The organism is Sporosarcina sp. E16_8 (genome assembly GCF_017347095.1).
Lineage (GTDB): Bacteria > Bacillota > Bacilli > Bacillales_A > Planococcaceae > Sporosarcina.
On sequence record NZ_JADPRZ010000020.1, the window covers coordinates 1 to 15,112 of the forward strand.

At 37.9% G+C, this 15,112-nt stretch carries 14 protein-coding genes; 9 read left to right on the forward strand and 5 right to left on the reverse strand.

The features are described from left to right. The 3 genes from I2484_RS12510 to zwf all read right to left on the reverse strand — a co-directional run. The coding region (locus tag I2484_RS12510; RefSeq protein ID WP_207151415.1) for an NAD(P)-binding domain-containing protein at nucleotides 1-135 on the reverse strand (135 nt) is incomplete at its 3' end. Nucleotides 136-161: 26 nt separating this feature from the next. Beyond that, on the reverse strand, nucleotides 162-1,505 hold the full coding sequence (locus I2484_RS12515) for a glucose-6-phosphate isomerase (RefSeq protein ID WP_207151372.1): 1,344 nt from the start codon (nucleotides 1,503-1,505) through the stop codon (nucleotides 162-164). 32 nt (nucleotides 1,506-1,537) lie between these two features. Further along, nucleotides 1,538-2,989, reverse strand: coding sequence for a glucose-6-phosphate dehydrogenase (gene zwf / locus I2484_RS12520; RefSeq protein WP_207151416.1), 1,452 nt, complete (start codon nucleotides 2,987-2,989; stop codon nucleotides 1,538-1,540). 525 nt (nucleotides 2,990-3,514) lie between these two features. Between zwf and hxlA the strand changes: the two genes are divergently transcribed. From hxlA to I2484_RS12550, 6 genes are all read left to right on the forward strand, one after another. Further along, complete coding sequence (hxlA, locus tag I2484_RS12525) at nucleotides 3,515-4,156, forward strand: 3-hexulose-6-phosphate synthase (protein WP_207151375.1); 642 nt, start codon at nucleotides 3,515-3,517, stop codon at nucleotides 4,154-4,156. A gap of 1 nt (nucleotide 4,157) precedes the next feature. Then, nucleotides 4,158-4,712, forward strand: a complete 555-nt coding sequence (gene hxlB, locus I2484_RS12530) for a 6-phospho-3-hexuloisomerase (protein ID WP_207151376.1) — start codon at nucleotides 4,158-4,160, stop codon at nucleotides 4,710-4,712. 339 nt (nucleotides 4,713-5,051) lie between these two features. Next, nucleotides 5,052-5,351, forward strand: coding sequence for a hypothetical protein (locus I2484_RS12535; RefSeq protein WP_207151377.1), 300 nt, complete (start codon nucleotides 5,052-5,054; stop codon nucleotides 5,349-5,351). A 56-nt stretch (nucleotides 5,352-5,407) separates the two neighbouring features. Next, the gene (locus tag I2484_RS12540) at nucleotides 5,408-6,232 is read left to right on the forward strand and encodes a Cof-type HAD-IIB family hydrolase (protein ID WP_255551397.1); all 825 of its coding nucleotides are present in this window, start codon (nucleotides 5,408-5,410) and stop codon (nucleotides 6,230-6,232) included. 99 nt (nucleotides 6,233-6,331) lie between these two features. Next, on the forward strand, nucleotides 6,332-6,685 hold the full coding sequence (locus I2484_RS12545; protein WP_207151379.1) for a winged helix-turn-helix transcriptional regulator: 354 nt from the start codon (nucleotides 6,332-6,334) through the stop codon (nucleotides 6,683-6,685). Between the two features lie 118 nt (nucleotides 6,686-6,803). Then, on the forward strand, nucleotides 6,804-8,588 hold the full coding sequence (locus I2484_RS12550) for a sulfatase family protein (RefSeq protein ID WP_207151380.1): 1,785 nt from the start codon (nucleotides 6,804-6,806) through the stop codon (nucleotides 8,586-8,588). A gap of 552 nt (nucleotides 8,589-9,140) precedes the next feature. Here the strand turns inward: I2484_RS12550 and I2484_RS12555 are convergent. After that, nucleotides 9,141-9,758: a YesL family protein gene (locus I2484_RS12555; RefSeq protein WP_207151381.1), complete on the reverse strand. Its 618-nt coding sequence runs from the start codon at nucleotides 9,756-9,758 to the stop codon at nucleotides 9,141-9,143. Nucleotides 9,759-10,188: 430 nt separating this feature from the next. Between I2484_RS12555 and I2484_RS12560 the strand changes: the two genes are divergently transcribed. The 3 genes from I2484_RS12560 to I2484_RS12570 all read left to right on the forward strand — a co-directional run bounded on the left by I2484_RS12560 (nucleotide 10,189) and on the right by I2484_RS12570 (nucleotide 13,336). Then, nucleotides 10,189-11,487, forward strand: a complete 1,299-nt coding sequence (locus tag I2484_RS12560; RefSeq protein WP_207151382.1) for a sugar ABC transporter substrate-binding protein — start codon at nucleotides 10,189-10,191, stop codon at nucleotides 11,485-11,487. A gap of 79 nt (nucleotides 11,488-11,566) precedes the next feature. Further along, on the forward strand, nucleotides 11,567-12,496 hold the full coding sequence (locus I2484_RS12565) for a carbohydrate ABC transporter permease (RefSeq protein WP_207151417.1): 930 nt from the start codon (nucleotides 11,567-11,569) through the stop codon (nucleotides 12,494-12,496). A gap of 33 nt (nucleotides 12,497-12,529) precedes the next feature. Next, entirely contained in the window at nucleotides 12,530-13,336 is an 807-nt protein-coding gene (locus I2484_RS12570) for a carbohydrate ABC transporter permease (RefSeq protein WP_207151383.1), read from the forward strand. Nucleotides 13,337-13,548: 212 nt separating this feature from the next. Here I2484_RS12570 and I2484_RS12575 read toward each other — a convergent pair whose 3' ends face one another. Further along, a complete protein-coding gene (locus I2484_RS12575; RefSeq protein ID WP_207151384.1) occupies nucleotides 13,549-14,907 on the reverse strand; it encodes a GGDEF domain-containing protein in 1,359 nt (452 codons plus the stop codon). Between the last annotated feature and the right edge of the window lie 205 nt (nucleotides 14,908-15,112).

Genomic DNA, 15,112 nt, shown 5'->3' on the forward strand with positions numbered 1-15,112 from the left:
ATTGTTCGAGAATGCATCTGTTCGATCTGTCCAATAATCATAGACAGCTACCGAATAGCCCTTGCTTTCGATGTTTAGCGCTAGGTTCATCCCCATCACACCTAAACCAATAACGCCCATTTGCTGTTTGATCATATTCTAAACTCATTCCTTCGTATAAGTTATTTGATGTTATCTATACGACTTTCCAAATCTTGTTTTTCTGCTTCAAAACCAGACTTGCCAAGTAACGCAAACATATTCTGTTTATAAGCTTCTACCCCTGGTTGATCAAATGGATTTACTCCGAGTAAAGTTCCACTTATAGCGCAAGCCTTTTCGAAGAAATATACCATTTCCCCAAAGGTAAATTCATTAAGTTCGTCTAACTCGATGAGCAAATTTGGAACACCTCCATCAATGTGAGCAAGGGCAGTTCCCTGGGCGGCTTTCTTATTCACCTCATCCATTGTTTTTCCCGTTAGGAAATTCAATCCGTCAATATTGTCGATATCATCTTGAATCGTTCGTTCGATTTGGGGCTTTTTTATCTGTAGGACTGTTTCAATGAAAAGACGACGCCCTTCTTGTATATACTGACCCATCGAATGTAAATCCGTTGTAAAATTAACTGATGCAGGGAAGAGTCCTTTTTCATCTTTACCTTCACTTTCTCCAAAGAGCTGCTTCCACCATTCGGCTACATAATGCAGGCCAGGTTCATAGTTCACAAGTAATTCAATTGATTTCCCTTTAGTATAGAAAATATTTCTTACAGCTGCATACTGGTAACTTTCATTCGTTGCCAGATCGGGATCATTGTATTTGAAATACGCGACTTTTGCTCCTTCTATCATTTTGTCAATATCGAGACCGGCTACTGCGATAGGAAGTAAGCCAACAGGCGTCAGAACAGAGTACCGCCCACCTATGTTATCCGGAATAACAAATGTTTCGTAACCTTCTTCGTACGCAAGGTTCCGAAGGGCGCCTTTAGTATGATTAGTGGTCACATAAATACGATTCCTTGCTTCTTCTTTGCCATACTTATTTTCCATGTACGCACGGAGAATACGGAATGCTAAAGCAGGTTCTGTTGTTGTACCTGATTTGGAAATAACATTAATAGAAACGTCTTTCCCTTCTAATACTTCAAGTAAATGTTCGATGTAAGTAGAGCTGATATTTTGTCCAGCAAAGTATACTTCGGTATTACCTTTGACCTGGTTATGAAACGTATGTGATAAAGCCTCAATTGCTGCTTTAGACCCCAGATAAGATCCACCAATACCAATAACAACGAGCACGTCTGACTGTTGTTGAATTCGCTTAGCCGCTATTTTCACTCTTTTAAACTCTTCTTTATCATAGGTAACTGGCCAATCGACCCATCCTAAGAAATCAGAACCCGGACCAGTTTGTTGATGGATTTGGTTATGAGCCTGTTTTACAAATGCGTTTAAATTTTCAAGTTCACTATTTTTCATGAACGATAAAACATTGCTGTAATCAAATGAAACTGTCATTTTTTATAGCTCCTTTGGATTTTAACTTTTAGTTACCACCAAGTAAATTGATTGGACAGTAATAACTGATTTGCCGCTTCTGGACCTGTAGAGCCAGCAGGGTAAGGATGTAAAGGCAACATATCCTCCTGAAATGCCTCCAAAATTGGTTGGATCCACTTCCATGATAATTCGACTTCTTTCCAATGTGCAAAGAATGCTGTATTACCGAGCATTGCATCAAATAGAAGTAGTTCATATGCTTCTGGATGGTCATCAGAGTTGTTCGAGAAGTTAATGTAAACAGGATCAAAACGGTTACTAGAAGGATCTTTCATATTCAGTTTTAATGAAACACTTTCGTTCGGACTAATTTCGAGCATCAATAAATTCGGGCCAATCCCTTCAGTCGGAAGTGCATTTGATTTTTTTACATTATCCTTAAACTCCAAGACAATCCGTGAAGACTTCTTTTCCATCCGTTTCCCCGTACGTATATAAAACGGAACGCCACTCCAAGACGTATTATCAATATATAAACGCGCAGCGAAAAAAGTATCATTCATTGAGGTGGTATTAACCCCAGGCTCCTCTGTATAGCCAGCAACAGGTGTATTAAGAACCACTCCAGATTCATACTGACCACGAACAACATTCACATAGACCTCTTCTTTTAGAATTGGTCGAAGAGATTCTATGATATCTATTTTCTTAACTCCAATATCTTTGGTCGTAACTTCCCCTGGAAGATGCAGTGCCGTCATCATCACTAACTGAAGAAGGTGGTTCTGAACCATATCACGAATCGCTCCAGCCTGATCATAATAATCAGCTCGTGTTTCTACCCCAACCGTTTCACTTGCTGTGATTTGAACATTAGCAATTTGTTTATGATCTAATAAAGAATTCAAAACCGGGTTGGCAAGGACTAAGGATTCAAGATTTTGGACCATAGGTTTTCCAAGATAGTGATCGATTCTATAGATTTCTTTTTCGCAGAATGCTTTGCTCAAAGTATCATTCAATTGCTGTGCCGATTGCAGATCACTTCCAAACGGTTTTTCAACAATAATTCGGTTCCAACCTTGAGTTTGACTTATACCACTTGCATAAAGATTTGACGTAATAACATCAACCAACTTCGGTGCGACAGACAAATAGAAAAGTCGGTTTTCTGGTATACCTAACTCGTTTTCTCTGTTTTTGATGAGTTCGAACAAATTTAGATAGGATCCACGGTCTGTTGCATTAAATGAAAAGTAGCGAAACTTAGTTAGGAAATCTTGCAAACCTGAAGTTTGAACAGCTCTTCTGGAATATAGCCGGAGTGCTTTTTCCACTTTAGATTGAAAAAAATCGTTTGAACAATAGTATCTACCTAAACCAACTATTGAGATAGAATCTGGCATTTTTCCATCGAGAAATAAATTATATAAAGCAGGAAATAACTTTCGTTGAGCTAAATCTCCCGTTGCTCCAAATAAAATAAAAGTCATGTCTTGCATGATCCATTCCTCTTGGGACTCCGTTAAACAATGTTTAACATCAGATCCTTCCGAGGTTTTTTGTGTATCCATAGTCGATTCCCCCTGCTTTTACAATCAATTTTCCGTTTAAGCTATGAATGATAATCGCAACAGTTCCTACTATACTAATCGGGGTGGGTTAATGTAAGTACGCACTTTATTATCATATAGTGACTAAAAGTATACTGTCGTTCGTTATTCTGGATGGAAATGATAATGAGTGCTCAAATGAAACCGTTGCATTATATAGAAGATAGTAATTTCAAAAGATTATCATCTAGTTTTTATTAAGAAAACTTAACTTTTTTGTAACCAAGCTATTGACTAAGGAGTAGTAATGAAATGATGAAATAAATTTAATTTCTTGTAACCCCCATCGCTTTATAGGATATTCACGGTATACTATTTGTCTGTATGTGTTTTTAAAGTGCGTACTTCACAAAAATGATTTTAAGATATACACTAGGTTTGTACTTAAAAAACGAATAAAAGGAGAATGAAAAAATGAAATTACAATTAGCATTAGATCTTGTTAACATTCCAGGGGCCATCGAAATTATTAAAGAAGTAGGGGAGCATATCGATATTGTTGAAATCGGAACCCCCGTTATCAACAAAGAAGGACTTAAAGCTGTTACAGAAATTAAAGCAGCATTCCCTAACCTAGTAGTTCTTGCAGATGTTAAAATCATGGATGCAGCAGGTTATGAGGTATCTCAAGCTTCTGCAGCAGGTGCTGACATAATTACTATTCTTGCGCAAGCTGAAGATTCATCTATCAAAGGTGCTGTTGAAGAAGCGAAAAAACAGGGTAAACAAATATTGATAGATATGATTGCTGTAAAAGACATCAAAAAACGTGCAGCAGAGCTTGATAAGCTTGGTGCTGATTACATCTGTGTTCACACAGGCTATGATTTGCAAGCGGAAGGTAAGGATTCATTAGAAGACCTACGCACAATCAAAAGCGTTGTGAAAAATGCTAAAACAGCAATTGCAGGTGGGATTAAGCTTGAAACATTGGCTGAAGTGATTAAAGTACAACCAGATCTAATTATTGTTGGTGGTGGAATCACAAGTAAAGACGACAAAAAAGCTGAAGCTGCACAAATTCAAAAGCTAATCAAAGAAGGCGTGATGGTGTAACATGAACACCACAGGTTACGCAGATGAAATTTTGGCCGAGCTTAAGCGAACCATTAATCTAATTGATAGTGAAGAAGCCGAAAAATTAGTAGAAGGAATTTCACGCGCGAAAAAAGTGTTTGTTGCAGGTGGGGGACGCTCTGGCTTCATGGCTAAGGCATTTGTAATGCGCATGATGCACGTAGGTCTTGATTCGTATATTGTAGGCGAAACGGTAACGCCGAATCTAGAACCGGATGATATTTTCATTGTCGGTTCTGGATCCGGAGAGACCCAAAGTTTGGCCGCGATGACTAAAAAAGCGAAGAGCATTGGTGCAACAGTTGTAGCTGTTACCATTAATCCTGATTCTACAATTGGTAAGTTGGCAGATATTAAAATTGAAATACCTGCCCAAGCAAAAGGGGAAGGCAACAGCGGGAAGTCAATACAACCGATGGGCTCACTGTTCGAGCAATCGCTTCTCCTATTTTATGATGCAGTTATTTTGAAATTTATGGAGAAAAAAGGATTGAATTCTGAAGTGATGTATGGACGACATGCTAATTTGGAATGAAATCGCTTTCCTATTTACAAAGATTTAAGGGTTTTCTGAACATCATAAAAGCACATATTCGGTTTGGTGTGTGTGCAAAATTCATGAGAGCTAATCGTACAACCAAATCTGCTTTGGTTAAAGAATAAACAAAAGAACTGATTTCCCTTATCGAAAAGGAAATCAGTTTCTTCTGTTCGTTCACACTATCAATGTCTTATTTAGTGCATCTATCGTGCAAGCAAAGTAGCTTTACTAGACAGCTTGCTAAACAACGTGCGAGGATAGCTTTATAGCTAGATACAAAAAGTAAAGGGCAAGTTGTTACAATGAAAAAGTATGATGTAACAGAAGCCAATTATGAAGGTTTCGCTGATTTTAAAAATACTAAAAAACAAACAAAGTGAATCGGCTATAGAACGGCTATGTACCAAAACTCTTTCCAGAATTGGTGTTGGAGTAGATGCACTTGGAATTGAAAGAGGTCAAGAAGGGCTTCCAAAGCATGAAATGATGTTTGCAACTGATATCATTATAATAGAAGGAATTTGTGTAAAGAGAATTGGGCGAGGGAAATATTTTATGGTTGCTGCATCCCTAAAGCTAACAAGCACAGATGGTTCATCTCCAAGAGTATTGTTAGTTGAAGGGCAAATATAAGTGCTGTTTCTCAAATCATTATAAAACGAATTTAAGGGAGAGATTCTTTGTATAAAATGATTGCCATCGACCTCGATGGTACGTTACTCACAGACGAATTATTGATTTCACCAAACACAGTCAAGGCAATACAAAAAGCGGTAGAAATAGGAACGATTGTAACGATTGCTACCGGTAGGATGTTCCCTTCGGCAAAACAGTTTGCGCAGCAGTTAGGCATAAATGTACCGCTTATTACTTATCAGGGGGCAATTATCAAGGATGTCAATGAGAATGAAGTGCTGTATGAGCGCCTTATTTCCCCTGATATTGCACAAATATTAGTTGGCATTGCTCGCAAGAAAAAAATACACTTACAAGTGTATCAAGACGATATTCTCTATGGAGAGTCAGAAAATGACAAGCTAATTTCCTATGCTGAAGAAGTAATGGTCCCGTATACGATAGAACCGGATCTTGGCAAGATTGCCAAACATGGATTTACGAAAGCACTCTATATTGCAGAACCTGATTGTCTTGAAACCTTACAAGGAGAATTGAGAACATTGTTCGGAGAGCGGGCTCATATCGCGAAATCAAAAGAAACCTATCTTGAGGTTACACACCCTGAAGCAAACAAAGGGAGTGCATTGCTTCATCTAGCGAAACAACTCGGCATTGAACGATCGGAAATCATCGGAATAGGAGACAACCACAATGATTTCGAACTGATTACGACTGCAGGTTTAGGTATTGCAATGGGAAATGCGGTTAAGGAATTAAAAGATAGCGCGGATTACATCTCACTTACAAACAATGAAGAGGGAGTACTACATGCTATAGAAAAGTTCATTTTAGAGCCTATGAGCGTGATTATCGAAAAGGAAGTAGTTAAAGGTTAAGATTTTAATATAGCCTGTATATATGTGATTTTAAAGTACGTACTTAATTCATTTATAGTGACGAAAAGTATACTATTAGAGAGAATGGAGGTGTAGTAAATGCCGAGTTTAGGGGAGAAAACGTTTAATTGTGAAAAAGAATTGACGCTTGCTATTATTGGTGGCAAGTGGAAGATGCTTGTGTTATGGCATCTCGGTAAGGAAGGAACCAAACGCTTCGGTGAATTAAAGACACTTATACCTGGTATCACTCAACGAATGCTCGTAAATCAATTGCGCGAACTTGAAGACCATTTGATTGTCCATCGCGAAGTATATCCTGTTGTTCCTCCAAAAGTTGAGTATTCGCTTACTGAACATGGAAGAAGTCTTATGCCGATTCTGGAAACTATGTATGAATGGGGTAAAGAATATATGGAGAATGTCTTGGGAGAGCCAGCTGACGACCTATAAACAGGTGCGTCAGTTTTTTTTTGAAGCACGGTAGGCTTGTGCAAATCACTCATACAATACTCCACCTTTTCACATATAGTATATAAGTACTTATGATTTTGAAAGGGTGGTAATAACAATGGATTACTACAAGAGAAAATACCCCGAAAAGAAGAAGCAACCAAATATTCTCTTCTTAATGGTTGATCAAGAACGCTTTCCGACTGTTTATGAAACAAAAGAATTGCAGGAATGGCGAAAAGAAAATTTAGTTGCGCAAGAATTTTTACGGAATAACGGTATGGAGTTTTTTAATCACTATGCCGGAAGTACCGCCTGTTCACCAAGTCGGGCAACATTATATACAGGTCAATATCCATCGCTTCACGGAGTAACTCAAACGCCAGGAGCTGCTAAGCAATCATTTGACCCTGATGTATTTTGGCTTGATCCAAACACTGTTCCAACCATGGGTGATTACTTTCGAACTGCAGGCTATGATACCTTTTGGAAAGGGAAATGGCATGCATCGGATGAAGATATCTTAATCCCGGGAACGCATAATGCATTACCTAGCTATAATCCAGTTACAGGTGTACCTAATACAGAGCAAGAAACATTATATGAAAAAGCAAACCGTCTCGAATCTTTCGGATATTCCGATTGGATTGGTCCGGAACCTCACGGGGCGAATCCGCGAAATTCCGGTTCATCTGCGGGAATAGGCACAAGTGGTCGGGACGAAGTATACGCAGCTGAAACAGTAGAGCTTATCGAATCACTACATGAAATTGCAAAGTGTACAAATAACATGACTCCTTGGTTTATCAAGTGCTCTTTCATAAATCCCCATGATATTGCGTTATATGGTGTACTATCCGCAATTTCCCCGAATTTCAACTTTGAAGTCGACCCAACTCTCCCATACATTCCACCAGCCCCAACAATAGGGGAGTCATTGCTCACTAAACCATCTGCACAGGAAAGCTACCGTGTTACGTATCCAAAAGCATTGCAACCGATAAACGACAATAACTTTTATCGTCAATTGTATTACAGCTTACAAAAAAAAGCCGATGATGAAATGCTTAAGGTCCTACTGGCACTTCAAAACTCATGTTTCTATGACAACACAATCATTGTATTCACATCTGATCACGGTGAACAGTTGGGAGCGCATGGCGGCCTCTATCAAAAATGGTATAACATGTACGAAGAATCGATCCATGTTCCATTGATCATTTATAGCCCAGCTCTATTGAAAGGAGTTAAACGCACGAATATGCTAACAAGCCATGTCGACGTACTACCAACATTGTTGGGGTTAACGGGAATAAACGCTGATCTAATCCGGGGAAAGCTTTCTAAAGATCACACGGAAGCACTTCCGTTAGTCGGTCGAAATTTGACACCGTTATTTTACGGGCATGAAAAGTTTTTTGGTGCAAATGAACCAATCTATTTTATGACAGACGACAATGTCTTCAAAGGTTTGCATCAAACGAATCCAATTACAGGAAAACCTTATAAATCAGTAGTCGAACCGAGTGATATCGAGGCGGTAATTGCCACGATTGAAACCGGAAAAGACAAGAGTGAAGAGATATGGAAATTCGCCCGTTATTTTGACAACCCGAAATTTTGGACGAATCCAGGCTCTAGTGATACAGTCGTAATCGAACAGGATGGTTGCTATGTGCCGGTGACGAAAACAGAACCAGTTCCGGAGCAATTTGAGCTCTACAATCTCACCAAGGATCCATTAGAAAAAACAAACCTTGCTGATCCAGCATTTGCAACAATCGAATCGACCATTATCCAACGCGTGTTAACGAAGGTCCTTGAAGAACAATGCCGACAAAAGAGACTGATACCAACGAGTGGGAAAGTTCCTGGTATGCCGGATTGTAGTAAGGGTGAATAATAAGTAGGTGTGAATGCACGACTATTGATAAGGAAATGATTACTATTTGTTTCGCCATCTGGTGCTATTTATTGATAGTTATACGCGTAAATAGTTCGAAATAAGCCAGTGATTTAGTCGATTAATCCGACTGAGTCGCTGGCTTGTTTATTATTAATTCGTTCCACGTCTGTTAATTAATCATTTATTCTCATAAAAACTGGTGAGAAGGGCTTGATACCTTCATTTTCAGCACTACGTGTACGTATGCATTTTGAGCAGGGCGGATGAAGGACCACCCTACGATTACCGAAAAAAGAGTGTAAGGATGCGAAAAAGTCACATCCTTACACATCCAGACATCCGTGTAACGGTAAAGTAGTCGTTCGATCCAAAGTAATCCAAATGCAGCTATACACGTAGCGCTGTGTGTAATTAACTTACCTTCTGGTTAATATTGGTTAATCAGCAGACGTAAATACGTTAATAAAATTACTTCTGAAAAGTCTTGTCTACGTTTACTTTTTGGGAAGAGGAGTGCCATGGGACCATGTGGAAATCCAGGGAAAAGTATTAAGTTAGTGCACCTATTTTCTTCTCTATTCGCGCAAAGGATCTGAAACTTATTAGAGTAGCTACATATGCAAATACGCTTCCGGTGAATAACGGGATAACTCCAGGGAATAGTGTAGCGGTAAAGTAGATACCACCTGCTAAAGCACCAATAGCTATGACTTCAATTGGAGATGTAATTGCGATTAAGAAAGACTGTTTGATGTATTGGAAGAACGTTAACTTGAAATGTACATAGACTTGAAAGAAAAATAATAATGTAATGATGCTTGAAATAAGAATGAAAATTAATACAGGGAATATAAATTGCAATTCACCACTATTTAACTGTAAGAAATGAAAATTGAAATAAAAGAAGTAGCTAATGACTAGGAAAATTAGACCGAAACCATTTGTCTTTAAAAATTCAGTCCTAAATAAAGTCCAAAATGTAGGAAGTATTTTGAATTTCTCTTCATCTCGAATTAATTTACGGACAACTGCAAACATTGCAGCTGTAGCTGGAAAGAAACCGAAAGCTATTAATCCTACTAGTGTGAAAAAAATCCAGAGCAAATTAATATAAGCTAATTCAATCATTCTGTAAGAAATGCTATTAAATTTCTCCCATCCAACCAAATGTATCACCTCTCGATAATTAACTATATATTAAAAACATTGAAAGTACCAACCATAATTATGCATAAATAAGGATTGATATTAAAAATTAATAATCGCATGTCTACAATTAAAGACACTTTAGAGACTTGTCTCTTGATGAGAAATAATGTAATCTGATAAAAATGGACGCGCAATTCAATCACTTCAGTCTATTTAATTGTGTTGAACAGGTAATTAAAAAGTGGACAAAAGAATATTTGTTTATTGCAATAGAGAAAGTTTGAAGAAGTACTCAAAATATTCATACCCAATCGGTTGAAACGCCGAGAAAAGTATAATGTGAAGTGGTAGGGGTTGTCTAATAGTAAAGGGGGTGTAAATCAAATAGTAGTTTGATAGACCTATATTAACTAATTAAAATCAATAAAATTTGAGAGGGGTCATTTAGATGAGAAGAATTGGGTTTTTTCTATTACTACTTTTACTTGGGGCTTTAGTTGTGGGATGTAGTGCAAGTGACACTGACACTGGCACAAAAAAAGAAGAAACTGGTGGTGAAAAACCAGAAGTGGTAGGGGAAACAGAAAAAGAAGCGGGACTCTCTGGTGAAATAACAGTTTGGGCACATCCATTTACGGGTGATCAAGAAACTGAAGGCGCAATGTGGGATGAAGTCATCGCTTCTTATGAAGAGCAAACAGGTGTGAAAGTAAATTTCGAACAAATTCCATGGGCGAATCGTGACCAAAAAGTACTTACAGCTTTAGCTGCAAACAATGGTCCCGATGTGTTTTACGTAATACCAGACCAGATGCCACAATATGCTGATGCAGGTATGTTACTAGCACTAGATCCCTATTTGGAAGGCTTTGATATTGATGATTTTGTAGATACAGCGTTAGTTTCTACAACTTGGAAGGATGAGTTATATGGACTACCAATCTTACAAGAAGCTTACACGTATTTATATAATGTCGATGTAATCAAAGCGATTGGTGAAGATCCTGCAAATTTACCCGCAACATGGGAAGAGTTTGAAAAATGGGCTGAAAAAGCAAAAGACAAGGGCTTTTATGCAACGAGTTTCCAGGGTGGAGGATCAATGAATGGAACGTTATATCCATTCTTATGGCAAGCAGGCGGAGATGTTATTACAGCAGATAATGAAGTATTAATTAATAACGAAGCAGGCGTAGAAGCATTTGAATTTATCAATAAAATGTATAAAGAAGGCTGGATCCCGAAAGATTCAATTACTGCATTAGAACATGATGCGCTATGGGAGGGCGGAAAAATGTTGGCAGTTCAAGGTTCGGGTATTTCAGTAAGTCGTATGTTAAGCCAAGATCTTTTTGAATTCGTTATTGCTCCACCAATGAAAAATAAGGAACAATTAACATATGGAACGACAGGGATGTTTGTAGCCCCAATTAACACGGATAATCCAGCAGCCGCAGCAGAATTTATCAAAGTAGTGACGAATTCGGATAATCAGAAGAAATTTAATACAGTTACACAGTATATACCTACTAGGGAATCTGCAAAAGACATCTTTGGTGAACAAAAATATCTTGCACAGCTAGCGGATTACACTCAATTTGCATTACCTGGAGTTATCCATCCAGAAGGGCGTACAATCATGCCGTTAATTCAAGCTGAACTTCAAACAATGATGGAAGGAAAGAAAACGCCAAAAGAAGCAGCAGATGCCGCTGCAAAAGCGATCGAAGGTAAAATCGGCAAATAAAATGTTAGCAAAACAGAGAGCTTGATCAATACACGATCAAGCTCTCTGTTACTAACTTACATATGAAAGGGTGATTACACTGAGTAAAGCAGTAACTTCTAAAAAGAATAAGTTGCCACTCGGAGAAAGAGTGAAGCGTGAGTGGAACCGTAATGCTATCGTATATATCTTTCTAATCCCTGTACTAGTTCACTTTCTTATTTTCCAAATATACCCTTTTGTGCTAAGCTTTTATTTAACATTTATGGATTGGAAAGTAATTGGTGACCCGGAATTTGTAGGACTAAAACATTGGAAGTATTTCCTAACCGATAGATTGGCTTGGAAAGCTATTTGGAATACAGTGAAGTTTTCAGCTTATTATATTGTGCCTACGATGGGCTTAGGATTGATTTTAGCGTTAATCATTAATTCTGGTGTTAAAACAGCAGGATTATTTAAAGGGATCTTTTTCTTGCCAGTGGTCACATCATTTGTAATCATTGCGGGGATCTGGGGTTGGTTATTTAGAGGGACAGAGGCAGGGATGATTAACTACTTGCTTAGTTTTATTGGCATCGAACCGCAATTATTTTTATCTAATTCTAGCCAAGCCCTAGCGGTTTTAGCGGGTTTAAGTATATTTAAAGTTGCTGGAAGTACCATGATTTATTATTTTGCAGGACTCCAGTCAATTGATCGACAATTATATGAGGCGGCACGAATTGATGGGGCTTCATCATTTAAAATATTTTGGACGATAACATTTCCGTTATTAAGGCCCATTCACTTTTTTGTCGCGATTACGACAACTATTGGTTCTTTTCAAATATTTGATTCGGCCTATTTACTAACGGGTGGGGGTCCGAATTATGCTACGACAACTATTGTATATTATTTGTATGAACAAGGATTTACGAGTCTTAACTTAAGCTATGCTGCTGTACTTTCTTATGTATTATTTTTTATTATCCTAGTTATCTCGCTAATACAGCGGAAATACCTGGGACAGGAATCTAATAATTACTAATCGCTAGATGCCCATAGAAAGGAGATTGAAAAAATGCTTAAAAAAACGATCTCGTATATAGCGTTAATCGTTTTGGGGGTTTGTTTCCTATTGCCCTTTCTTATTATGATTTTAGGATCTTTTAAGGATGTTCAATATGCACAATTAGATCCGTTATTTTGGATTCCAGATCACCCTACAATGAAAAACTATTTATATATAATGAGAGACGGAATATTCATCAGATGGATATTCAACTCGGTTATCATTACCGTCATTCCAGTAGCAAGTCAGATGATATTTTGTGCGGTTCTAGGCTATATCTTTGCGAAGAAACAATTCCCAGGGCGAGAAATCATATTTTGGGTTTTCATGGCGGTCATCATGATTCCACAGCAGCTATTAATCATCCCTAAGTTCATTATGTTTTCCGATTTCGGTTGGATAAATACATACTGGGCATTGATCATCCCAGAGTTATGGGGGATTATGGGTGTGTTTTTAGTTAGACAATTTCTACAGAATATACCCAATGATTTGGAGGAAGCTGCATATATTGACGGTGCGAATGATATACAAATATTTTTCAAAGTCATTTTGCCGCTTTCGATACCGGTTGTTGCGACAGTTGGAACATTTTCATTTATTTCAAACTGGAATGATTTATTCCAACCGTTAATTTACTTAACGCAAGAGAAAATGTTCCCAGTAACTCTCGGTTTAGCTTCAATGCTTGGGAAAGAAGGGAACTTTGGTATTGAAATGGCTGGTTCGACAGTGTCATTTATACCGACTTTCCTCATATTTTTATTCTTCCAGCGTTACTTTACGGAAGGAATTCAAATGTCAGGGTTGAAATAATAGCGGCCGAAACTAGTTTATAGAGGGAGTTGAAATAAGGTATCCCACTCTAAATACGCTACGGCGCTCAGGGATGCCTCCCTCTCTAAGTCAGGCAGCTTTGCCGCTAGTCTTAGGGGTCAGGCTTACCCCCGACTGATTGGAGCTATGCTTTAGTAGTGGAGTGAAAGCTGATGAGCACTACTACGCATTTTCCATCGGCGTACAAAATGTTAATTTTCTTTGCCATCCTCAATAAAGCTTAGTCGATAAATACGGCGGGGTCTCCCTTTGTGTGCTAATTTCTCTTCGCCTACGATTTCAACCAGTTCAGCATCCATCCATTTTAAAAGGATTCGGTTGGCGCTTCTAACGGTTACATTTAGCGTTGAAGCTAATTCCTGGGCAGTATATTCCATTTTTTTATGCCTAGAAACACGTGCCATTAATTTTGTCATATAGGAAGCTGACATCCCGGCTTTTTCAGCTTTATCCAACAGAAGTGGGTCAGTAATAGCCAAATTATATCTTTCATATTGTTTATGGCTCGTTATATCGACAGGCCCCAGGACACTGCGATCTTCACGAACAATATAGCAAACGTTTCCGCCTAAATCTTTTGATTGTCGAAGTGCTAATCGTGCGTGATTGCCTGCTTCTGCAGCGGTACGGCCAAATCCAACACCAAGACTTATCGTAATGCCAAGTTCGTTTTTGACATCTTGGAGTAATGGAATGAATTTATACCCTCTTGTTTCACGTTCGAAAATACCACGAGTAGTTATGAATGAATATTCTTCACCACCTAAATTAATAAGATGTCCATCAAGCAATTTAATATAATCAAGCAGCATTTGTTGGATAGTTAATTTTAATAATTGAACATCATGCTCAGAAGAATATTTCTCTGTGACGCCTTTAAAATTATCGATATTAATTAAGCCGAAGACAATTTGCGATTCTTTATTTCTTCGTGTATTCGTAGCTAAGAGCGCTCGTTCCAAAGAAACAATCATATCCTGTTGAGTCGGTGTTACCCATTCATGGGGAATATGGCGAGCAGATAATTGAATAGCTACGTCCTGAATCCCCGTAAGTGCAATTGCATTATGGTTTTGAAAATTGTCTACATGGAATTGTACTATTTCCTCAATGACTGTACTTTGTAAAGGGTTTTTATAGACAAGGAGTTCATAATTAACTTCTTCAAGATCTGATAAAATTTGTTCAACATATTTTTCTTCAACTGTATCAATCGACAGGCATTTTAAGCTGTACCTACTCTTGATAATAAATAATGATCTATAAAGTCCAGTGCCCATTAATGGCATATGATGCACCGGGATTATAAAATCTACAACTTGTTTGACGATGTTGTAACAGTGATATTCTGTAAACATTAATACTTCGACATCATTCATTAATTCACTTGTTATTTCTGCGATGAGACTAGTAGGTTCAATGATTCGAAAAACAGGTTTAAAGTTTGGAAACGTTTTCAGTGTTTCTCGTGTTTGATCGACAAGTGCTTTTGGTCCGATGATTCCGATATTAATATCGGAATTGTCATGTACAGTGTTTTTTCTAAGCATAAATATTTCCCTCCTTATCATCGTGTATAAGTAAGATAGCGGACTAGTGTCTCTTAATCTAATGTTTTGTTTATAATACTTTCTTCTATTAATTCTGTCAAAAATGAGAAATGGTAGTGTTGATACATGATGAAAGTAATGCGACATAAAAGGACACAATTAAGACTTGTCTTTTAATGAAAGTCTACATACAATACTATTGAAT